Origin of the sequence: uncultured Pseudoxanthomonas sp., assembly GCF_947498795.1 — a bacterium.
Lineage (GTDB): Bacteria > Pseudomonadota > Gammaproteobacteria > Xanthomonadales > Xanthomonadaceae > Pseudoxanthomonas_A.
In genome coordinates this window covers 184,597-204,017 of the sequence record NZ_CANMLQ010000005.1, presented here as the reverse complement: position 1 = coordinate 204,017, position 19,421 = coordinate 184,597, and the positions used below count along the sequence as shown (strand labels likewise).

The 19,421-nt window shown below is 68.9% G+C and carries 22 protein-coding genes; 13 read left to right on the top strand and 9 right to left on the bottom strand.

What is annotated here, in order from left to right; all coding sequences use genetic code 11:
* Window positions 1-3 precede the first annotated feature (3 nt).
* From Q0907_RS13620 to Q0907_RS13610, 3 genes are all read right to left on the bottom strand, one after another.
* Window positions 4-1,281 carry an amidohydrolase family protein gene (locus Q0907_RS13620; protein WP_299345661.1) on the bottom strand — a complete coding sequence of 426 codons (1,278 nt, stop codon included), beginning with the start codon at window positions 1,279-1,281 and terminating at the stop codon, window positions 4-6.
* 208 nt (window positions 1,282-1,489) lie between these two features.
* On the bottom strand, window positions 1,490-2,524 hold the full coding sequence (locus Q0907_RS13615; RefSeq protein ID WP_299345659.1) for an aldo/keto reductase: 1,035 nt from the start codon (window positions 2,522-2,524) through the stop codon (window positions 1,490-1,492).
* A gap of 77 nt (window positions 2,525-2,601) precedes the next feature.
* Entirely contained in the window at window positions 2,602-3,336 is a 735-nt protein-coding gene (locus Q0907_RS13610; protein WP_296278960.1) for an SDR family oxidoreductase, read from the bottom strand.
* Between the two features lie 198 nt (window positions 3,337-3,534).
* On the opposite strand from Q0907_RS13610, the gene Q0907_RS13605 reads away from it, so the two are divergent.
* Together Q0907_RS13605 and Q0907_RS13600 are read left to right on the top strand one after the other, a co-directional pair.
* Window positions 3,535-4,443, top strand: coding sequence for an AraC family transcriptional regulator (locus Q0907_RS13605; protein ID WP_299345657.1), 909 nt, complete (start codon window positions 3,535-3,537; stop codon window positions 4,441-4,443).
* Window positions 4,444-4,551: 108 nt separating this feature from the next.
* Window positions 4,552-5,124, top strand: a complete 573-nt coding sequence (locus Q0907_RS13600; RefSeq protein ID WP_299345655.1) for a DUF3016 domain-containing protein — start codon at window positions 4,552-4,554, stop codon at window positions 5,122-5,124.
* A 9-nt stretch (window positions 5,125-5,133) separates the two neighbouring features.
* Here Q0907_RS13600 and Q0907_RS13595 read toward each other — a convergent pair whose 3' ends face one another.
* The gene (locus Q0907_RS13595) at window positions 5,134-5,952 is read right to left on the bottom strand and encodes a hypothetical protein (protein WP_299345653.1); all 819 of its coding nucleotides are present in this window, start codon (window positions 5,950-5,952) and stop codon (window positions 5,134-5,136) included.
* Window positions 5,953-6,051: 99 nt separating this feature from the next.
* On the opposite strand from Q0907_RS13595, the gene msrB reads away from it, so the two are divergent.
* The 5 genes from msrB (at window position 6,052) to Q0907_RS13570 (ending at window position 9,139) form a co-directional block, all read left to right on the top strand.
* Window positions 6,052-6,519 (top strand): peptide-methionine (R)-S-oxide reductase MsrB, encoded by a 468-nt coding sequence (gene msrB, locus Q0907_RS13590; protein WP_296278956.1) that lies wholly within the window; start codon window positions 6,052-6,054, stop codon window positions 6,517-6,519.
* Between the two features lie 75 nt (window positions 6,520-6,594).
* Window positions 6,595-7,650 carry a CorA family divalent cation transporter gene (locus tag Q0907_RS13585; RefSeq protein WP_299345651.1) on the top strand — a complete coding sequence of 352 codons (1,056 nt, stop codon included), beginning with the start codon at window positions 6,595-6,597 and terminating at the stop codon, window positions 7,648-7,650.
* A 34-nt stretch (window positions 7,651-7,684) separates the two neighbouring features.
* On the top strand, window positions 7,685-8,458 hold the full coding sequence (locus tag Q0907_RS13580; protein ID WP_299345650.1) for a HipA family kinase: 774 nt from the start codon (window positions 7,685-7,687) through the stop codon (window positions 8,456-8,458).
* Window positions 8,445-8,852 carry a DUF3037 domain-containing protein gene (locus Q0907_RS13575; RefSeq protein ID WP_299345648.1) on the top strand — a complete coding sequence of 136 codons (408 nt, stop codon included), beginning with the start codon at window positions 8,445-8,447 and terminating at the stop codon, window positions 8,850-8,852. The genes Q0907_RS13580 and Q0907_RS13575 overlap by 14 nt, the downstream gene beginning before the upstream one ends.
* Entirely contained in the window at window positions 8,849-9,139 is a 291-nt protein-coding gene (locus Q0907_RS13570; RefSeq protein ID WP_299345646.1) for a DUF4031 domain-containing protein, read from the top strand. The genes Q0907_RS13575 and Q0907_RS13570 overlap by 4 nt, the downstream gene beginning before the upstream one ends.
* Before the next feature lie 91 nt (window positions 9,140-9,230).
* Here the strand turns inward: Q0907_RS13570 and Q0907_RS13565 are convergent, their stop codons facing one another.
* Both Q0907_RS13565 and Q0907_RS13560 read right to left on the bottom strand, forming a co-directional pair.
* Complete coding sequence (locus Q0907_RS13565) at window positions 9,231-11,045, bottom strand: M56 family metallopeptidase (RefSeq protein ID WP_299345645.1); 1,815 nt, start codon at window positions 11,043-11,045, stop codon at window positions 9,231-9,233.
* Window position 11,046: 1 nt separating this feature from the next.
* Entirely contained in the window at window positions 11,047-11,442 is a 396-nt protein-coding gene (locus Q0907_RS13560) for a BlaI/MecI/CopY family transcriptional regulator (protein ID WP_056880756.1), read from the bottom strand.
* Window positions 11,443-11,605: 163 nt separating this feature from the next.
* On the opposite strand from Q0907_RS13560, the gene motA reads away from it, so the two are divergent.
* Both motA and motB read left to right on the top strand, forming a co-directional pair.
* On the top strand, window positions 11,606-12,460 hold the full coding sequence (gene motA, locus Q0907_RS13555) for a flagellar motor stator protein MotA (RefSeq protein WP_056880755.1): 855 nt from the start codon (window positions 11,606-11,608) through the stop codon (window positions 12,458-12,460).
* 10 nt (window positions 12,461-12,470) lie between these two features.
* Window positions 12,471-13,460, top strand: a complete 990-nt coding sequence (gene motB / locus Q0907_RS13550) for a flagellar motor protein MotB (RefSeq protein WP_296278949.1) — start codon at window positions 12,471-12,473, stop codon at window positions 13,458-13,460.
* A 43-nt stretch (window positions 13,461-13,503) separates the two neighbouring features.
* On the opposite strand, the gene Q0907_RS13545 is transcribed toward motB, so the two are convergent.
* The 3 genes from Q0907_RS13545 to Q0907_RS13535 form a co-directional block, all read right to left on the bottom strand.
* Window positions 13,504-13,971, bottom strand: a complete 468-nt coding sequence (locus Q0907_RS13545) for an AAC(3)-I family aminoglycoside N-acetyltransferase (protein WP_299345641.1) — start codon at window positions 13,969-13,971, stop codon at window positions 13,504-13,506.
* Window positions 13,958-16,435 (bottom strand): mechanosensitive ion channel domain-containing protein, encoded by a 2,478-nt coding sequence (locus Q0907_RS13540; RefSeq protein WP_299345639.1) that lies wholly within the window; start codon window positions 16,433-16,435, stop codon window positions 13,958-13,960. The genes Q0907_RS13545 and Q0907_RS13540 overlap by 14 nt, the downstream gene beginning before the upstream one ends.
* Before the next feature lie 65 nt (window positions 16,436-16,500).
* Window positions 16,501-17,055, bottom strand: coding sequence for a hypothetical protein (locus Q0907_RS13535; protein WP_299345637.1), 555 nt, complete (start codon window positions 17,053-17,055; stop codon window positions 16,501-16,503).
* Window positions 17,056-17,317: 262 nt separating this feature from the next.
* Here Q0907_RS13535 and Q0907_RS13530 point away from each other — a divergent pair, with 262 nt between their 5' ends.
* The 4 genes from Q0907_RS13530 to Q0907_RS13515 all read left to right on the top strand — a co-directional run bounded on the left by Q0907_RS13530 (window position 17,318) and on the right by Q0907_RS13515 (window position 19,418).
* Complete coding sequence (locus tag Q0907_RS13530; protein ID WP_296279000.1) at window positions 17,318-17,821, top strand: fasciclin domain-containing protein; 504 nt, start codon at window positions 17,318-17,320, stop codon at window positions 17,819-17,821.
* A gap of 127 nt (window positions 17,822-17,948) precedes the next feature.
* The gene (locus Q0907_RS13525) at window positions 17,949-18,662 is read left to right on the top strand and encodes a DUF6445 family protein (protein ID WP_299345635.1); all 714 of its coding nucleotides are present in this window, start codon (window positions 17,949-17,951) and stop codon (window positions 18,660-18,662) included.
* 51 nt (window positions 18,663-18,713) lie between these two features.
* Complete coding sequence (locus Q0907_RS13520) at window positions 18,714-18,962, top strand: DUF3297 family protein (RefSeq protein WP_296278944.1); 249 nt, start codon at window positions 18,714-18,716, stop codon at window positions 18,960-18,962.
* 81 nt (window positions 18,963-19,043) lie between these two features.
* The gene (locus Q0907_RS13515) at window positions 19,044-19,418 is read left to right on the top strand and encodes a YciI family protein (RefSeq protein ID WP_299345633.1); all 375 of its coding nucleotides are present in this window, start codon (window positions 19,044-19,046) and stop codon (window positions 19,416-19,418) included.
* Window positions 19,419-19,421: the final 3 nt, after the last annotated feature.

Here is a 19,421-nt window from a genome sequence, read left to right as displayed (position 1 = left end):
CGCTCACTCGTTCGCGTTCTTGTACACGCGGCCCTGCTTCATCACGAAGCCGACCCTCTCCAGCACGGAAACATCCTGCAGCGGATCGCCGTCGACGGCGATCAGGTCAGCGGAATAGCCCGGCTTCAGCACGCCCACGTCCTTGTCGATGCCGAACAGGCGTGCGTTCACCACGGTGGCCGAGCGGATGGCCTGCAGCGGCGTCATGCCGAACTGCACCATGCGCGAGAACTGGCGCGCATTGAGGCCATGCGGATACACGCCGCCATCGGTGCCGAAGCCCATGACCGCGCCGGCCTGGTGCGCCTTGCGGAAGTTCTCGCGCTGGGTGGCGCCCACGCGGCGTTCCTTCTCCAGCGATTCGGGCAGGAAGCCGGCCTTCTCGCCTTCGCCCAGGATGTATTCGGTGTTGTAGATGTCCATCACCAGCACGGTGCCGTTCTTCTTCGCCAGTGCGATGCCTTCGTCGTCGATGAAGCTGGCGTGCTCGATGGAATCCACGCCGGCCAGCAGTGCATTGCGGATGCCGGTGGCGCCATGCGCGTGCGAGGCGACCTTGCGGCCCAGCGCATGCGCTTCATCGACGAGTGCTTTCAGCTCCTCGAGCGAATATTGCGGCGCACCGACCTCGGTGCCCTTGGACAGCACGCCGCCGGTCGAGCAGGTCTTGATGAAATCTGCCCCGAACTTGACGTTCTGCCGCACCTTCTGCCGCGCGGCCCAGGGACCGTCGGCCACGCCCTCGCCCACCGCCTTGTATTCGGCCGGCAGCAGGTTGTTGTCGCTGCAGTGCCCGCCGGTGATGCCGATGGACACGCCACCCGCGAGGATGCGCGGACCATCGACTTCGCCCGTTGCGATCGCATCGCGCAGGGCGACGTCCGCGTAACCGGGTGAACCCGGCACGCGCACGGTGGTGAAGCCGGCCAGCAGCGTGGTGCGCGCGTTCTTCGCGCCCTTGATGGCGGCGGCCGGCAGCGAGATCGCCAGCCGCCGGTAGCCCTGCAGGTCCGCATCGCCATGCAGGTGTACGTGCGCGTCCATCAGGCCGGGCAGCACGGTCTTCGTCGACAGGTCGTGCACCGTTGCGCCCGCCGGCACCGACGTGGTCGCGGCCGGACCGATGGCGGTGATGCGCGCATCCTCGATGACGATGGCCTGGTCGGTCAGCAGGCGACCGGATTCGACATCGAGCAGGCGCCCGGCCTTGACGTAGGTGGTGGCTGCGAACGCAGGCGCGCAGGCGACGGACAGGACGGCGGCGAGGACACACAGGCGCATGGAGGACCCGGAAGTCGAATGAAGAGAAGGCGAATGTAGCAAGCCCACCCGGTAGGAGCGACGTAAATCGCGACCACGCACCTGGCCGCTCACGGAAAGCCGATGTTTTCTTTTAAGGGCGCGCTGCTGCGCGTTCTTGTTTCTGCACGGGGTATGGGCGCGGTCGCGACTTACGTCGCTCCCGCGGGGATTCCGTTGTGCGGCACGATCAGACCGGCGTGGGATTGCGGTAGGCGAAGCCGGCCTGGTGCCAGTAGGGGTAGGGCTTCGGGCGCTGGCTGGCCTTGTCCAGTTTCGCCACCTGCTCCGGGGTGAGGTTCCAGCCCACAGCGCCGAGGTTCTGCTTCAGCTGCTCCTCGTTGCGCGCGCCGATCACCACGGTGCTGACGGTGGGCCGCTGCAGCAGCCAGTTCAGCGCGACCTGCGGGATCGACTTGCCGGTTTCCTGCGCGACCGCGTCCAGGGCGTCGACCACGTCGTACAGATAGTCCATGTCAACCTGCGGACCGGCATCGTTGGCGGCCTGGGACTGCAGGCGGCTGGTCTCGGGCAGCGCCTGGCCGCGGCGGATCTTGCCGGTGAGGCGGCCCCATCCCAGCGGACTCCAGACCACCGCACCCACGCCCTGGTCGACGCCCAGCGGCATCAGCTCCCATTCGTAGTCGCGACCGACCAGCGAGTAGTACGCCTGGTGCGCGACGTAGCGCGTCCACCCGTGGCGATCGGCGGCGGCGAGCGACTTCATCAGGTGCCAGCCGGAAAAGTTGGACACGCCGAGGTAGCGGATCTTGCCGGCCTTCACCAGCGTGTCGAGCGTGGACAGCACTTCCTCGACCGGCGGACGCGCATCGAAGCCATGCAGCTGGAACAGGTCGATGTAGTCGGTGCCCAGACGCTTGAGAGCAGCGTCCACGGCGTGGATCAGATGATGGCGCGAAGAACCCACCTGGTTTTCGCCGTCGCCGAACCGGAACGTGGCCTTGGTGGAAATGATCAGCGAGTCGCGCGGCCTGCCCTTGATCGCTTCACCGAGGATCTCTTCGGCCGCACCCTTGGAGTAGATGTCGGCGCTGTCGAACATGTTCAGGCCGGCGTCGAGGCAGACATCGACCAGGCGGCGCGCTTCGGCCACGTCGGTACTGCCCCACGCGCTGAACAAGGCGCCCTGCCCGCCGAAGGTGCCGGTACCGAAGGAGAGCACGGGGACGCGGAAGCCGGAGGCGCCGAGATAGCGGTATTCCATGACGAGGGTCCTGAAACGGGGGAGTGCGCCATTGCACTCCCCCGCCACTGCAACGGCAAGCCCTCGCGATGGAACGCTTAGTTCGCGCTCGCGGCAGGCCGCACGATGACTTCGCTGACATCGACGTCGTCCGGCTGCTCCACCGCATAGGCGATGGCCCGCGCGACGGCCTCGGCGGGAATCGCGACTTGGCGGAAATCCTCAAGCCACGCCTTGATGCCGGCATCGCTGGTGGTCTCGGCCAGTTCGCTGGTGGTCACGCCCGGCGACACCACGGTGACGCGGAGATCGTCATGCTCCTGGCGCAGGCCTTCGGAGATGGCCAGCACCGCGTGCTTGGTGGCGCAGTAGACCGCCGCGCTGGGCCACACGCGATGGCCGGCGGTCGACGCGACGTTGATGATCTGGCCACCGCCCTGTGCCTGCATCACCGGCAGCGCAGCGGCGATTCCGTGCAGGACGCCGCGGATGTTGACGTCGATCATCTGGTTCCATTCGTCGATCTTCAGCGCGGCCAGCGGCGACAGCGGCATCACGCCCGCGTTGTTGACGATCACGTCGAGCCGGCCGAACTCGCTGCGGGCGAAGTCGACGAAGGCCTGCACGTCGTCGAGTCGGGTGACGTCGAGCGCACGCTGGCGGGCGGTGCCGCCGGCGGCTTCGATCCCGGCGACCAGCTTTTCCAGCCGGTCGGTGCGGCGTGCGCCCAGCACCACCTTCGCACCGCGACGGGCGAGTTCGCGTGCGGTGGCATCACCGATGCCGCTGCTGGCACCGGTGATGGCGATGACTTTTCCTTCGATTCCGGACATGGGATACCTCGTTTGGGGGAAACACGGCGCGGGGTGCGCCGGGACGGGGCGCAGTCTGGGCGCCGCTGCCGATGCGTCGATATCCGGTTCCTCCACGATCCTTGCCTGATCCTGCGAGCGCCCGGTCTATCCCATTCCATCGCCGGATCCACTGCGTAGACTCGCTGCATGCCCCACGTCCACCCCACAGGCGTTCCCATGCCCGATTCGCCCACCCCGCTCGATGACCGCGTCCGCGAACTCGCCGCGCTGATTGAACGATCCACCGGCACGGACGGTTTCCACACCACGGCGATCCCGGCCCTGAACTTCTCGCGACTGAGCGCGCCCATGCAGCTGCCGATGCGTGGGGTGCAGGAAGCCGCGCTGTGCCTGATCGTGCAGGGCGCCAAGCGCGCGATCCTGGCCGACGAGGTCTACGAGTACGATGCCAGCCGCTTCGTGGTGGCTTCGGTCGACCTGCCGGTGACCGGCCAGGTGGTCGAAGCGTCCGCCGAGGCGCCGTACCTGTGCCTGATCCTGAAACTGTCGGCCGCCACCATCGCCGAAATGGTCACCGAGGCCGAATCGGCGCAGGCACCGTTGCCGCCGCCGTCGCGCGGGCTGTTCCTCCAGCCCAGCAGCGTGGAGATGCTGGACGCGGCGACCAGGCTGGTGAAACTGCTCGATACGCCGCGCGACATCCCGCTGCTCGCACCGCTGGTCGAACGCGAAATCCTGTACCGCGTGCTGTGCAGCCCGCAGGGCGCGATGCTGCGCCACATCGGCATCGCCGACAGCCAGGGCCAGCGCGTGGCGAAAGCGATCCATTGGCTGCGCGAGCATTACGCCAAACCGCTGCGCATCGACCACATCGCCCGCGAGGTGCACATGAGCGCCTCGGCCCTGCACCACCACTTCAAGGCGGTCACCGCGATGAGCCCGCTGCAGTACCAGAAGCAGTTGCGCCTGCAGGAAGCGCGCCGGCTGATGCTCAGCGAAGTGCTGGATGCCGCCAGCGCCGGGCACCGCGTCGGCTACGAAAGCCCGTCGCAGTTCAGCCGCGAGTACAGCCGCATGTTCGGTGCTCCACCGGTGCGCGATGTCGAGCGCCTGCGCAACCTCTGAACCGTCCGGAAACCGTGACTGAACGTCGCGCCACGACGCGGGGCAGGCCGGTTGTTCCCCCTCCTGCGCGGGCGCACACTCTCGTGTGACACCTACGGAGGACCCGCCATGAAGGCGCCTGCCCTGCTGCTTACCGCCGTCGTCGCCCTGGCCATCGCCGTACCCGGCATGGCCAGATCCAGGAACGTCACCGATCCTGGCCTGCCGCGCAGCGTACCCACCGAAGGCGGCGCAGTGAGCGTCAGCTGGACCGATCCGGCCGCCTTCAGCGAGCTCAAGTACAGCGGCAACCGCTGGGAAGCAGAGCGCGGCACGTGGGTCACGGATCTGGCGACCTATCTGCGCGACGAAGCCGGCCAGCGTCTCGCCCGTGGCCAGACCCTGGACATCACCATCACCGACATCGAGCGTGCCGGCCGCTATGAGCCGGTCGTGCGCACGGGGATGGACCACATCCGCATCGTCAAGGACATCTACCCGCCGCGCATGAAGCTGAACTTCGTGGTGAAGGGTCCCGACGGGCAGGTGATCGCCGAAGGCGAGCGCAAGCTCGTCGACCATGGTTTCCTGACCGGATCCAACCTCAACAGCAGTGATGCGCTGCGCTACGAGAAGCGCATGGTCGACGACTGGTTGCGCCGCGAGTTCAAGGCCAACGCGGCGCTGACCTCGACGCCCTGATCCCGGGGCTCACGGCGCCGCATCGCGCGGCGCCGGTTCGTGCGGATAGACCGCCGATACCGAACACTGCACCCGTATGCCACGGCGCGACCAGCGCCGCTCGTCGCCGGGGATCCACGCATCCGCGTTGCCCGAATCGAAAAGGCTGTTGCCGCCGCTGTCCTGGGCGACGACGCGGTCGCCGGGATTGCCGCAGATGAGGCCGATGCCCACGCCGGAGCGGAAGGTGATGGCCGGTGCCGAATCCAGATCCGGGCAGCTCTGTGCGAGCTCGACCCGGTAGTAACGGTGTCCACCCGAACGTCGCGGCGAAAGCTCCACCAGCATGCCCTGGCTGTCCTCCGACCACGCGCGCAGGTAGCGCGGGTTGAAGCAGAAGCTCGAAGAACCGGCGAAACCGCGCCGCTTCGGCGCACGCACTTCCACCGTCTCCAGCGTGGTCAGGCCATCGTCCGCCGGCACCGTCGCGGCACGCGCCATCGCGGCGTATTCGCGTGCATCGATGGTGGCGATGGCCGTCACCGCGCAGGTCGCTTCGCCGATGCGCACATATTCCTTCCCGGTGCCGCACACCCAGCCTTCGCGGGCCAGCAGGACGGCATCGTCCCCGCCGGCGCCCGGACAGCCGCTGGACAGCGCGATGCGGAAACGCTGCCCGTCGCGGCCCTGCACGGCCAGTTCCGTCGACGAAGCCTGGCGCACTTCCGCCATCTGGCGGGCATCCAGGCAGCCCGGGGCGGGCGCAACGCGCGGCGGCGCGTCGGGGGCCTGCGCATGCGCCGCCGCGGGCAGCACCAGCGCCATCAACAAGGCCAAGCTCCATCGCATCCGTGCCATCTCCCCGGGGAACGCGGCGATGGTAAACCAGGGTTGTGGCATGCGGGTGGCGGCACCATATCGGGGACATCCCTCCCGCGGAGCACGTCCATGACTACCTTCGACCTCACCCCGCCCTCCGATGCCCAGCGCACGGCGTTGATCGCCGGCCTCAGCGAAGACGAGCGTCGGGTGCTGCTGCAGCACGGTACCGAAGCGCCGTTCTGCGGCGTGTTCCTGGACAACAAGCAGGACGGTACCTACACCTGCCGCCTGTGCGGCCTGCCGCTGTTCCGTTCCAGCGCGAAGTTCGACTCCGGCACGGGCTGGCCGAGTTTCTTCCAGCCCGTGGACGAGGCGCACATCGGCCGCATCCGCGACGCCAGCTATGGCATGGTCCGGACGGAGATCGTCTGCGCGCGCTGCCAGTCGCACCTGGGCCACGTGTTCCCGGACGGTCCCCCGCCGACCGGCGAGCGGCACTGCCTGAATTCGGTCTCGCTGGCCTTCACGCCACAAGGCGAGCCGCTCCCGGATCCGCTGCAGCGCGGCGGCGCGGAAGCGCAACCGGCCGGCTAGCGCCGCCGCTGTCACGGGACGGGCACATGACGGCGGTAGCCTGACCGTCATCCCACCGTCGTCCGGCGGTCACGCATGGCCGCATCCTCCGACACGCACGCGTTAACGGCGCCCCCTGGCGGGCTGCCGGGTGCGCTCTGGCTGTACCGGTTCGATGGCGAAGGGCGCGCGCACGCGCTCGACGCCGCATCCACCGGCTTCGGTGCGCCGGGCGCGCCCAACGCAGGCTGGCATTGGGTGCACCTGGACCTCAGCGACGTGCGCAGCGCGCAGGTGGTGGCGTGCCTGCCGATCCCCGACGACGCGCGCGACACACTGCTGTCGCCGGATTCGCACGTGAACCTGCAACGCGAAGGCCGCGCGATCCATGGGGCTTTCGTCGACTGGGTGCACCAGCGTGGCGTCGACCTGGCGGCCGAGGGCCAGCTGCGGGGCGACGACGGCATCGGCTGGCTGCACTTCGCGATGACGGAACACCTGCTGGTCACCGCACGCCGCCAAGCCCTGCGGTCGGTGGAAGCGGCGCGCCGCGCGCTGATCGCAGGCGCACCTGCGGAGACGCCGGTGCGCCTGCTGGAACTGGTGGCCAGTCGCTTCGCGGACACGGTCGAGCGCAGCAGCGACGGGCTGTCGACCCGGCTGGACCGCATCGAGGACCGCGTGCTGGCGGACAGCATCGGCGAAGAGCGACGCGACCTGGCCCAGCTGCGCCACCAGACCGTGCGCCTGCATCGGCCGCTCACCGCGATGCGGCGCGTGCTGAAGCCGTTCGAGCAACGCCACGCGGGGGATGCCGACGACGAACTGCTGTCCGCCATCGCGCGCCTCAACCAGCGCTTCGACGACCTCGACGGCGATGTCGGCACCCTGCAGGAGCGTGCGCGCCTGCTGCAGGACGAAGTGGCCGCCAAGCTCGCCGAACGCACCAACCGGCATCTCTACGTGCTGTCGATGATCACCGCGCTGCTGCTGCCGCCGAGCCTGGTCGCCGGCCTGTTCGGCATGAACCTGCCGGGGTTGCCGTTCGCGCACAGCTCCCACGGGCTGGCGTTCGCGCTGCTGCTGGGCGTGGCCTCGAGCGCGCTGGTCTACGGGCTGCTGCGGCGCATGGGCGTGGCGCGCTCGACCTGAGCGTCCCGTGCGGCCGCGCTATCCTAGCGGCCTGATGACGCTTCCCCTCCGCATCGCCACCCGTTACGTCACCCCGCTGCGCGAAGGCGGCTCGATGCCTGCCGTGGTCGAGGCCGACGACGACGGCCTGTATGTCCTGAAGTTCCGCGGCGCCGGCCAGGGACCGAAGGCGCTGGTGGCGGAAGTGATCGCCGGCGGTCTGGCGAAGGCGTTGAAGTTGCCGATGCCCCACCTGGCACTGATGGACCTGGATGCCGACCTCGCCCGCACCGAAGGCGATCCGGAGATTCAGGACCTGATCAAGGCCAGTGCAGGGCTCAACCTGGCGATGGACTACCTGCCCGGCGCCGTCAATTTCGATCCGGTGGCGGAACAGCCCGACGCGGACCTCGCCTCGCGGATCGTCTGGTTCGACGCCTTCATCAGCAATGTCGACCGCACGGCGCGCAACACCAACCTGCTGATGTGGCACCGCCGGCTCTACCTGATCGACCATGGGGCGGCGTTGTATTTCCACCACGGCTGGGATGGCGATACCACCGGAGCCGGCAAGCCGTTTCCGCTGATCCACGACCACGTGCTGCTGCGCTGGGCGTCCCGGTTGGCCGATGTCGATGGCGAGCTGGCATCGGCCCTGGCGGACGACGTGATCGCAACGATCGTGGCCGAGGTACCCGACGCCTGGCTGCAAGGCCCCGATGGCTTCGGCGACCCCGCGACGCAGCGCGCCGCCTACGTCGAGTACCTGGTCCGTCGGGTGGCGCAGCGTGGCGCCTTCGTGCAGGAGGCGATCCGTGCACGCGGCTGAAACGTACGATTACGCGGTGATCCGCGTGGTCCCGCGCGTGGAGCGCGAGGAGTTCGTCAACGTCGGCATCATCCTGTCGTGCGAGCGCGCGGGCTTCCTCGAGGCGCGCATCGAACTGGACGAGGCGCGCCTGCGCGCGCTCGATCCCGCGATGGATATCGAATCGCTGCGTCGCCACCTGCAGACCATTCCCGCGATCTGCCGCGGCGGCGAAGCGGCCGCGCCGATCGGACTGTTGCCCCCGCGCGCGCGCTTCCACTGGCTCACCGCCAAGCGCAGTTCGATCATCCAGACCTCGCCCGTGCACATGGGGCGCTGCGGCGATCTGCCGGCGACGCTGGAGCACCTGATGGACCGCATGGTGCGGCCGCCGAAGGCCACCACGCCCCGATGAGCGTCTATGTGGACGATGCGGTCACCGTGTGGCGCGGCCGCCGCTGGGCCCACCTGATGGCGGACACCCTGGACGAACTGCACGCGATGGCGGAACGGCTGGGCGTGCCGCGGCGCGCGTTCCAGGACAAGCGCAGCGGCGCGCACTACGACCTGACCGAAGAACTGCGCGAGGACGCGCTGCGGCTGGGGGCTCTGGCCATTTCCCGCCACCGCGACCGCGAGCAGGTCCGTGCGGTCATCCGCATCGCGCGCGCGCAGTGGAGCGGCCACGCGGCAGACCCCTGATGCCGTAGAGCCGAGCTCGCTCGGCTCCTTGGTCTTTCAATCCCCCGGTGGAGCCGGAGAGCAGCGGAGCAAGCTCCGCTCTACGGGGCACTCAGAGCTGTTGCGCCTTGCCGCTGCGGATCGCCTCGTCCAGCAGGCGATCGACGTCCCGCTGCAGCCTGTCGGTCGCCGCCATCTGCTTGCGCGCCAACGCCTCCTGCTGCCGCGCGAGCGGCTCCTGCTGGCGGGCGAGGACCTCCTGCTGGCGGGCCAAGGCCTCCTGTTCGTCCTGCAGCGCCTTCATGCGGCGGTCGTTGGCGGCATCGCGGGTGTCGTCGCCACGCAGCGCGGCGGCGGCCTGATGCTGCGCGATCTCCGACATCTTCACGCCCAGCTCGCCCTGTCTCGAGCCCAGCTCGCCCTGGCGTTCGCCGAGCGCCCCCTGCTGTTCGCCGAGCTTGCCCTGCTGCTCGCCCAGCGCATGGACCGGTGCATGCGCGTCTTTCATCCGCTGCACCGTGGCGGCATCGCGCACCACGTACTGCTTGCCGTTCTTCCGCACCCACAGCACCGGGGCTTTGCCCTGCCGCAGGCGCTGGGCGGTGCGGATGTCGTCGCTGTGGCCCGCCATCGTCACGTCGTCGCCTTCGATCAGCACGTAGGCATCGCCGCCGCGCGTATCACTGATGCTGAAGGTGCCCCGCGTGCGGAGCGTGGGCGGCGGCGGCGGTGCCGGCGGCGCGATGGTCGGCGCTGCGGGGGGAGCGGGCGGGGCTGGAGGGGCCGGCATGTCGCGCGCGTCGGCGACCACGACGGCACGGGGCGCGGCGCGCGGGGACGGCGCCACGGTGGGCGTGGCCGGTGGCGCGGGCGCGACGACGATCGGCACCACCGGTGCGGGAGGCGCCGGAGGCGCGGCCGGCGTGCCGCTGGCGATCACGCGGTACGGCACCACGCCCAGCAGCACGATGCCAAGGGTCAGGGCCAGCGCGCTGGCGCGGAGGGGGGAAGCGGTGTACTGCAGCATCAGCAGTCTCCTCTTGAGGATGCGGAACGTGGGGGACGCGCCGGCGAGTGCCGGTGTCGGGGTGTGGGAGACGCCCAGCTTCACCAGCAGGCGTCCGTAGTCGTGGGCGGCGTGCTGTTCGTCCTGCAGCACGGCGGCATCGCAGGCGACCTCGCGGGCGAAGGCGTATTCGCGCGCGGCCAGGTGCGCGACCGGATGGAAGAAGAACAGGTGCTGCGCTAGCGCCGGCATCCAGGCCCACCACAGGTCACGGCGCTGCAGGTGCGCGAGTTCGTGGTGCAGCGACATGTGCAGGTCGTTGTCGCTCATCGCGGCGATGCCGGTGGCCGGCAGCATCAGCACGGGGCGCCAGGGGCGGGCCAGCATCGGCGAATCGATCTCGTCGCTGACCATCAGTTCGGGCGCTGTCGCGATGTCGAGTCGGCCCACCAGCACGTCGTACACCGCGCGTACCCGGCGGTCGCGACACGGACGGGCGCGTGCGATCTGCCCATGCAGCCGCCAGGCGTGGCGCAGTGTGGTGGCCAGCATCACCGCGATGCCGGCGAGCCAGGCCGCAAGCAGCAGCACGCCGGTGTCGATCTGCGATGCCTGCGTCGTTGCCGTCGGCACGACCGTCATCGTGGTTCCGGCAGACGCCGAGGGTTCCGCCGTCATCGCCATCACCACGGGGGCGACGGCGGGCTCCGCCGGCAACAGCGGCAACCCCACCGGGGCGTGCCAGACCAGGCCCACCACCATCTGCGTGGCGACCAGCCACCACAGCCAGGCCCGCGTGCGCGCATCGAGGCGGGGCAGGAACCGGCACAGCGCCCAGACCAGGGCGGCCAGCAGCACGGCTTGCCCGCCGACAGCGAGCAGGCGCGACGCGATCAGGTCAGCGAAGGCGGCCAGGCCCATCTCAGCTCTCCTTCCGCTTGGATTGCAGGTTGGCCACCAGGGCTTCGAGTTCGGCCAGTTCGTCGTCGCTCACTTCCGAGCGTTGCGACATCCACGCGACGAAGGGAGAAAGCGAGCCCTGCAGGGTCTTCTCCACGAAACTGCCCACCGCCGTGCGCATGACATCGTCGGACTGGGCCACCGGCGCGTAGCGGTACACGCCGTCCACGGGCCGACGGCGCAGGTAGGCCTTGGCCCGCAGCCGCTCCATCATGGTCAGCACAGTGGAACGGGCAAGGCCGCGCGGTTCGCCGAACGCGGCGGCCACCTCGCCGACGCTGGCCTCGCCGTGTTCGGACAGGTGCTGCAGCAGCGCCAGTTCCTGGTCGCCGATGGACTTGCGGGCCTTGCCGGGCATGGGATCGCCTTGTGACTACAGTTGTCGTCAACATGCCCGTGACGACAATTGTAGTCAACCCTGCCGAAGGTCACTCCCGGGGCCATCCCGACGAACGGTCGCCCCTCAAGAAACCGGTGGACGGGCCGATCCAGAGGGAACCCCACCCCTGCCTCGTGTCGCCATGCTCATCATCGTCGGCTTCATCATCGTCACCCTGAGCGTGATCGGCGGCTACCTCGGCTCGCACGGCAAGCTCGGCGCCCTGTGGCAGCCTTTCGAGCTGGTCATCATCGGCGGCGCCGCGCTGGGCGCGTTCATGGCCAGCAATCCGACCAAGGTGGTCAAGAGCACGATCTCGGCGACGCTGTCGGTCTTCAAGGGCGCGAAGTACAAGTCGTCCGACTACCTCGACGTGCTGACGCTGATCCACGAAATGCTCAACAAGGCGCGCCGCGATGGCTTCATGTCGCTGGAAGAGCACATCGAGAACCCGACCAACAGTCCGCTGTTCCAGAAGTACCCCAAGATCCTCGCCGACCACCATCTGCTCGACTTCCTGACCGAGTGCCTGCGCCTGATGGTGGGCAGCAACATCGAACCGCACGAACTGGAGCCGCTGCTCGAGCTGGAGCTGGAGAAGCACCACCACGAAGCGATGGCGCCGGCGCATGCGCTGCAGAAAGTCTCCGATGGCCTGCCCGGCTTCGGCATCGTGGCCGCGGTGCTCGGCATCATCGTGACGATGGGCTCGATCGGCGGCGACATCGCCGCGGTCGGCGCGCACGTCGCCGCCGCGCTGGTCGGCACCTTCCTCGGCATCCTGCTGGCGTATGGTTTCGTCTCGCCGCTGGCCGCCGCCATCGAGGCGCAGGTGGAGCAGGACAGCCGCATGTACGAGTCGGTGAAGACCGCCCTGCTCGCCTGCCTGCGCGGCTACAACCCGGCCGTCGCGCTGGAGTTCGCCCGAAAGACGCTGCCCTCGGACGTGCGCCCGCCGTTCGCCGAGTTCGAAGCGCACCTGAAGGCCAACAAGTAAGCCTGCGGCGATGAGCGAGCAACGTCCCACCATCATCGTCCGCCGGGTCAAGAAGGTCGCCGGCGGCGGCCATCATGGCGGCTCGTGGAAGGTCGCCTACGCGGACTTCGTGACCGCGATGATGGCGTTCTTCCTGGTGATGTGGCTGATGGGCGCCACCACCAACAAGGAACGCGCGGCGATCTCGGAATATTTCCGCAATCCCAGCCCGCTGAGCGGCAAGAGCTTCTCGCCTGCCCCCGGTCCTGCCGGTCCCGGCGGCGCGAGTACGTCCATGATCAAGTTGGGCGGCACGATGGACCTGCCGAAGGGCGAAAGCGACAACCCGTTCGACAAGCCGCCGGGCGATGCGGACCAGGTGTCCGAAGAACAGCAGAAAGCGCAGGAGAAGCAGCGCCTGGAGACGCTGATGCAGGCGCTGGAGGAAGCCATCGGCAAGAGCCAGGCGCTGGAGCCGTTCAAGGACCAGCTGCTGCTCGACCTCACCCCGGAAGGCCTGCGCATCCAGATCGTCGACCAGCAGAACCGGCCGATGTTCGACCTGGGCGGCACGGTGCTGAAACCCTATACGCAGGCGATCCTGGGCGAGCTGGCCGGCTTCATCAACCAGGTGCCGAACCACATCAGCATCACCGGGCATACCGACGTCACCCAGTACTCGTCGAACCGCGGCTACACCAACTGGGAACTCAGCGCCGAGCGCGCCAACGCCGCGCGCCGCGCGCTGGTGGTGGGCGGCATGCACGAGGACAAGGTATCGCGCGTGGTCGGCCTGTCGTCGTCGGTCCTGTTCGACAAGGAACATCCGCAGAATCCGATCAACCGCCGCATCAGCATCGTGGTGATGACGAAGGCAGCGGAAGAAGCGCTGCAGGGCGAAGGCAAGCTGCTCGCACCGGGCGCGCCCAAGCCCGATGCCGACACCGCCATGCCGGGCGCTCCCGCGCAGGCGACCGCCGCGTTGACGCCTGCGGCGGCGCAGGATTCCGCCATTCGCTGAGGCGCCTGCATGGCGGCGTCGCCACGCCGATGCCCGACCCGACTCAGTCCACCGCGATGTCGAAGTGCATCACGTCCTCGCGCGTGCCCAGCTTGGTATACAGCGCCACCGCAGGGTCGTCGCCGTAGTCCGCCTGCACGAACACCACCCACGCGTCCTGCGCGGCGGCGATCCTTCGCAACTCGGCGATCAGCGCGGTCGCGATGCCGCGGCGGCGGTACGCATCCGCCACGGCAAGGTCATAGAGGTAGACCTCGCTGCGCGCCTGCTCGAACTTGGGCAACACGTAGGCGGCCAGCCCGCCGACCACCTCATCGCCCTGCACCGCCGCCACCGCGATGAACGTGTCGCGCGCGAGAAGGCGGCCCAGGTAAGCGTCATCCGGCGGGGCAGCGGTGTAGGTCGGCATGTCGTCGAACTCACGGCCGAATATCCGCAGCATGTCCCGCATCAGCCCCAGGTCGGAGGGACCCAGCGCGCGGATCGCGACCTCCGGCTCAGGCGCCGCCATCGGTGTCTCCCTGCGGCAGCGAAGCAGGCCGCGCCAGCGAGCGCACCAAGTCGTCCGGCACGGTGCGCACATGCAGGTCCTGCTGCGGGAAGGGGATCTCGATGCCCGCTGCGCCGAGTGCGGCGTGCAGCCGCATCATCAGGTCGCTGCGGATCGTGGACCAGTCGTCGTAGCGGCGACTCCATGCACGGATGGCGAAGTCCAGCGAACTGGCGCCAAAGCCGGTGAACAGCACGGCAGGCGCGGGGTCGTCGGCGATGCCGGGCGTCGCCCGCGTGGTCTCCTGCAGCAGCTGCATCACCCGCGTCACGTCGCTGCCGTAGGCCACCCCCACGTCAACATCGACGCGGCGGTTCTGGTCCATCAGCGTCCAGTTGGTCACCTTGTCGGACAGCAGCATGCCGTTCGGCACGATGACGTCGGCGCCTTCGAACGTGCGCACGGTGGTGGCGCGCATGCCGATGGCGCGCACACGGCCGGCGGTACCGCTGATGTCGACCGCATCGCCGGGTTTCACCGGACGCTCGAACATCAGGATCAGGCCGGAGACGAAGTTCTTCACCACGTCCTGCAGGCCCAGGCCGATCCCCACCCCGAGTGCGCCGAACATGAAGGCCAGTTGCCCGATCTTGAAGCCCGCGGCGGACAGCGCGGCCAGCAGTCCCAGCAACAGCAGCACGTAGTAGCTGAGCGAGGCGATGCTGTTGTCCACGCCGCGCGGCAGCGACATCCGCGGCAGGACTTCTTCGCGCAGCAGCGCGCGCAGCGTGCGCGCCACCCAGACCGCCAACACCACGCCGATGCAGAACACCAGCACGTGGCCCAGGCTTAGCGAGAGTTCGCCGTACTCGAAGCGGTGCGTGACGATGGCCCTGGCGACGTCGTACACCGGCCGGAAGATGCGGAAGCGGATCATCGTGTAGACGATCCAGCCGATCACCGCCGCGACGCGCGCCCACCGCGCGAGCGTGTCGAGCAGGTGGCCGCCATGCCGGCGCATCAACCACAGCCGACGCACTTCGGGGCGCGCGCCCAGCCGGCGCAACAAGGCTTCCAGCACCGTCACCGCCGCATACAGGACCAGCGCGAAGTAGCCGCTCTCGATGATGCCGGCCGTCAGCATTTCCGCCAGCGACACGTTGCCCACGACGTTCGCGACGATCGCCGTCGACAGGATCGCGACGCCGCCCCAGGCCAGGCCGTGGACCAGCTGTCCGGCACGACCGGCCACGCCGGCGTAGCGCTCGCCGCGCGAACGCCACAGCAGCCAGCCGGTGGCCGCGAGCGCCAGCAGGGAGAGCACCAGGTAGTACAGCCGGTACAGGTAATCGCTGGCCATCAGCAAGACAGCCAAATGCTGCAGCAGGTAGAACGCGGTCGCCAGGTAGGGCCACGGTCCCAGCAGGCGACGGCCTTGCTGCGGCATCAGCCGCAACACCGGCACCAGCGCGACCAGCATCGCCAGCTGGTGCAGGAACAGCGGCGCGTTCGGTTCGAACACCAGCACGCCGATCATGGACAGCAGCAACCAGGTGGAGAACGGACGTCCCACCACGCGCGACTCCGCGTCCGTCGCCAGCGCCGCCGTCGGATCCAGGCGGCGGCGCCGATGCCGCCACGCGATCCACAGCAGCGCCGGCAGCAACATCAACTGCAGCAGATGCAGCAACCGCTGGTTGCCGACATCCGCCGCGGTGTACTGGGCGACGAAGCTGTTCTCCTGCTGGACCTCACGCTTCAGGCTGTCGGCCACGTCCTGCCGCAGGACCGTGCGGTCCTGCACCTGCCACAAGGGCGACGCATCCAGGCGGAACAGGCGCCGGTCGGCGTAGGCGATGGCATCGTCCACCGCCTGCTGGCCGGCCTGGATGCGTGCGGCGAGCAGGTTGGCGCGTTGCCCCAGCCGGATCTGCCCCGCCAGCGGCGTGGACAGCGCCTGCTCGGCCGCCTGCAGCCGCGCGGACACGCCTTCCACGCGCGAGCGCAGCGCATCCGGCGTGCCGTCCGCGGCCATGCCCTGCCGGGTGAGTTCCCAGTCGGCGCGGCGCAGCGCCAGCTCCGCCGCATCCTGCGCATACGGTGCCACCGAAGCCTGCATGTCGCCGCGCCAGCGCGCGTACTGGCGCGCATCGAACTTCCAGTGGCGCTCCATGCTTTCCAGCCGCAGCACGGGCAGCGTGCGCAGTTCCCCGTAGGCGAACAGGCCGTTCTTCTCAGCCACCGACTTCTCGATGGTCGTCAGCCGCGGCACAAGTCGGCCGAGCGGATCGGCGCGCGCCGCGCGCAGCGACACTTCCTCCGCGTAGCGCTCGTCGGCATCGGCACGACCGGGGATGTCGGCCAGCGCGATCGCTTCGGGCGCCTTCGGCTTGGAAGGCGACAGCAGCGTGGTGACGTCCTGCGCCTTCGCGGCATTCGCCACCGACAGCACCAGGCAGGCAAGGCAGGCGAGCAGCACGCGCATGACGGACGATCCCGGAACGGAGGCGACGACGCGAGTCTAGCGTGCGCGCCATCGCGCGGTCGCGGTCAGAACGCGTCGCTGCCCGGCCGGATCTCCACGCCCATCACCGCGGCCAGCTGCTGCATGCCGTCGTCGTCGCGACGCAGCGCCATCCATCCGGCGTAGGCGTCGCCCCCCGTGTTCCAGTTCCACAGCGTGTAGCCATGCTCGCGCAGGCGGTCGTAGGCCGTGGCCATCAAGGCGGGAACGTCGGTCCCGTCGAGGAAATCCTCGTCGCTGGTATCGCCCCCCCAGTCGATCTCGACGGCATAGCGCGCGGCCAGCTGGTTGACGCAGTCGATGAAGGACTCCGTGTCCTTCCAGTCCACGTAGAAGCCCGACGTCCAGTCGATGGCGTCCTTCAGCGTCCACAGCACCTGGTCCGGCTCGACGCCGTCTTCGCCGCTCGCATCGCGATAGGCCGCGAACTGCCGCAGTGCGGTTTCCTCATCGCCGGGATTGATCAGCACCAGCAGGTTCCAGACCAGTGCCTCGGTGTCGTCCAGATCCCTGTCGTCTTCGTCGTCGAAGGCGTGGCGGAAGTTGTCGTCGGGATCGAATTCGTGGTCGGGCTGGGTCATGGGGCGTCTTCGTGTGGGTGCATGACGTCGCGCTGCGCGGCGCGGGCGATGTCAAGGTTGGCTGAATATTAAGGCCACGTGATGCATCCGCGCGTGAGGCCGTGGCGTACATGAGTCCGCAAGCGCAACAACCACACCCTCATCCACCCAGGAGATACCCATGAACCGTACCGTCCTTTCCGTCGCCCTGCTCGCCGCCTTCACCGCTGCTGCGTGCTCGCCGAAGACCGCCGAAGCCGAAGCCGACGCCGGCGCCGCCCCGATGCCGGTGGCCGAAGCCAGCGATCCGGCACCCGCCGATGCCGCCGCACCGGCCGTCGAGCAGAAGGACGTGGTGGATACCGCCATCGGTTCGCCGGACCACACCACGCTGGTCAGTGCGGTGCAGGCCGCGGGCCTGGTCGATACGCTGAAGGGCGCAGGCCCGTTCACGGTGTTCGCACCCACCAACGCCGCCTTCGAAGCGCTGCCCGCCGGCACCGTCGACACGCTGCTGAAGCCGGAGAGCAAGGCCGACCTGACCGCCGTGCTGACCTACCACGTGGTGCCCGGCATGGTGGACGCCGCCACGCTGACGCAGCAGATCCAGGCCAGCGGTGGTACCGCCACGTTGAAGACCGTGCAGGGCGGTGAACTGAAGGCGCAGGTAGTCGATGGCGGCGTCACCCTGACCGATGCCAAGGGCAACACCGTCAAGGTCACCACCGCCGACCTGAAGGCCAGCAACGGCGTGATCCACGTGGTCGACAAGGTGCTGATGCCGTAATTCCTCGACGGCAGCACACGCCGGGGCGGTCGTGGTGGGCCGCCCCGGCGTTCTTTTGTCTCCACCACCGCGAAGGTCTATCGTGGCGCCGCCGGCCCGCATGCCGGCGCCCGCGGGAGACCGTGCCATGTTCAACCCACGTCCCTCGGTGACGCAGGTTCCGCTGGGGCAGGGTCGCATCTGCGTCGTCCTCGACGACGCCCTGCTGTCGCCGGAACGCCTGCCCGCCTTTGCGGACGCCTACCGGGAAGACTTCCACCCCGCTTCGCCCGACGTGTTTCCGGGTCTCCGACTGCGCATGCCGGACGACTTCACCGGCTTGCTGCATGACGTACTGCGCGACCATGCCCGCCACGCGCTCGGCGTGCGACGCATCCTGCGCAGCACCAGCCGTCTTTCGCTGTTGACCCTGGCAGGCGACGCATTGCCGCCTTCGCACTGGCTGCCGCGTCGCGAGCGTTGGCCCGAACCCGACCAGCGCCTCGTCGCCGCAGAGCTGTTCCTGTTCCGGGACGCCACGCTGGGCGGGACGCATTTCTTCCTGCCCCTCGTGTCGCCGAAGCAGGTGGCGGAGATCGAACACGACGCCGATGCCCTGTCGCCGGACGCGTTCTCCCAACGCCATGGCGTGGCAGCGGGCCATCCGCACGCGTCCACGATCGCCTGCTTCGCGCACGCGGTCACGGTACCGGCACGCTGGAACCGCCTGGTGATGCACGATGCCGACGTATTCCGCGCCCCTGCGGTGCCGCATGGCGTCCGGCTGGACACCGCTCCGCGCCGCGGGCGGCTGACGCTGCAGGCCACGCTTGTCTGCAGCCGCAACCGCGTGGCCTGGTGAGGCGGGCGCTTCGGTTATCCTTGCGCCCCCGACGACCACGCGACGCCTTCCATGTCCGACACGCCTCCCGACCACCTGGCTTCCGACCCGCGCAGCCCCTTCTACAACGCCGAGGCGATGGACCGCGGCGTCGGCATCCGCTTCAACGGCGTGGAGCGCGACAACGTGGAGGAGTACTGCATCAGCGAAGGCTGGGTCCGCGTGCCGGTCGGCAAGTCGAAGGACCGCCGCGGCAACCCGATGACGATGAAGGTCAAGGGCACCGTGGAAGCGTGGTATAGATCGCCTGCGGGCGAGTGATCCGGGCACTGCCCGCGCCTGAACGGCTCTGTCATGCCCGCGTGGCACAATCCCGTCCTGCACGGCACGCCGGGAGGGCGCATGAAGTTCCTGTTGATGATCTACACGGATGACCAGCTGCTGGATGCGCTGCCCGAGGGCGCGTTCGACCGCATGATGCGCGGCTGCATCACCCACGCCGACGAACTGAAGGCCGAGGGTACGTTGATCGACTCCCAGCAGCTCGAGCATGGCAGCACCGCGCGTACCGTGCGCGTGCGCAACGGCAAGACGCACGTCGTCGACGGCCCCTTCGCCGAAACGAAGGAGATCCTCGGCGGCTATAACCTGATCGAGGCCGACAGCCTGGACGAGGCGGTACGCATCGCGCAGGAATTCCCGTGGATCGGCACCGGCAGCATCGAGGTGCGGCCGGTGCGCGATTTCGAGGCGGTACGCAGGCGCGTCGGCGCCTGATCC

Coding starts and splice junctions, on each gene's coding strand:
- Q0907_RS13570 (WP_299345646.1), top strand. CDS start 8,849: ATGAGCGTCTATGTGGACGATGCGGTCACCGTGTGGCGCGGCCGCCGC.
- msrB (WP_296278956.1), top strand. CDS start 6,052: ATGACTACCTTCGACCTCACCCCGCCCTCCGATGCCCAGCGCACGGCG.
- Q0907_RS13520 (WP_296278944.1), top strand. CDS start 18,714: ATGTCCGACACGCCTCCCGACCACCTGGCTTCCGACCCGCGCAGCCCC.
- Q0907_RS13530 (WP_296279000.1), top strand. CDS start 17,318: ATGCCGGTGGCCGAAGCCAGCGATCCGGCACCCGCCGATGCCGCCGCA.
- Q0907_RS13610 (WP_296278960.1), bottom strand. CDS start 3,336: ATGTCCGGAATCGAAGGAAAAGTCATCGCCATCACCGGTGCCAGCAGC.
- Q0907_RS13605 (WP_299345657.1), top strand. CDS start 3,535: ATGCCCGATTCGCCCACCCCGCTCGATGACCGCGTCCGCGAACTCGCC.
- Q0907_RS13540 (WP_299345639.1), bottom strand. CDS start 16,435: ATGCGCGTGCTGCTCGCCTGCCTTGCCTGCCTGGTGCTGTCGGTGGCG.
- Q0907_RS13535 (WP_299345637.1), bottom strand. CDS start 17,055: ATGACCCAGCCCGACCACGAATTCGATCCCGACGACAACTTCCGCCAC.
- Q0907_RS13600 (WP_299345655.1), top strand. CDS start 4,552: ATGAAGGCGCCTGCCCTGCTGCTTACCGCCGTCGTCGCCCTGGCCATC.
- Q0907_RS13620 (WP_299345661.1), bottom strand. CDS start 1,281: ATGCGCCTGTGTGTCCTCGCCGCCGTCCTGTCCGTCGCCTGCGCGCCT.
- Q0907_RS13525 (WP_299345635.1), top strand. CDS start 17,949: ATGTTCAACCCACGTCCCTCGGTGACGCAGGTTCCGCTGGGGCAGGGT.
- Q0907_RS13545 (WP_299345641.1), bottom strand. CDS start 13,971: ATGGCGGCGCCTGAGCCGGAGGTCGCGATCCGCGCGCTGGGTCCCTCC.
- Q0907_RS13515 (WP_299345633.1), top strand. CDS start 19,044: ATGAAGTTCCTGTTGATGATCTACACGGATGACCAGCTGCTGGATGCG.
- motB (WP_296278949.1), top strand. CDS start 12,471: ATGAGCGAGCAACGTCCCACCATCATCGTCCGCCGGGTCAAGAAGGTC.
- Q0907_RS13615 (WP_299345659.1), bottom strand. CDS start 2,524: ATGGAATACCGCTATCTCGGCGCCTCCGGCTTCCGCGTCCCCGTGCTC.
- Q0907_RS13565 (WP_299345645.1), bottom strand. CDS start 11,045: ATGGGCCTGGCCGCCTTCGCTGACCTGATCGCGTCGCGCCTGCTCGCT.
- motA (WP_056880755.1), top strand. CDS start 11,606: ATGCTCATCATCGTCGGCTTCATCATCGTCACCCTGAGCGTGATCGGC.
- Q0907_RS13580 (WP_299345650.1), top strand. CDS start 7,685: ATGACGCTTCCCCTCCGCATCGCCACCCGTTACGTCACCCCGCTGCGC.
- Q0907_RS13560 (WP_056880756.1), bottom strand. CDS start 11,442: ATGCCCGGCAAGGCCCGCAAGTCCATCGGCGACCAGGAACTGGCGCTG.
- Q0907_RS13595 (WP_299345653.1), bottom strand. CDS start 5,952: ATGCGATGGAGCTTGGCCTTGTTGATGGCGCTGGTGCTGCCCGCGGCG.
- Q0907_RS13585 (WP_299345651.1), top strand. CDS start 6,595: ATGGCCGCATCCTCCGACACGCACGCGTTAACGGCGCCCCCTGGCGGG.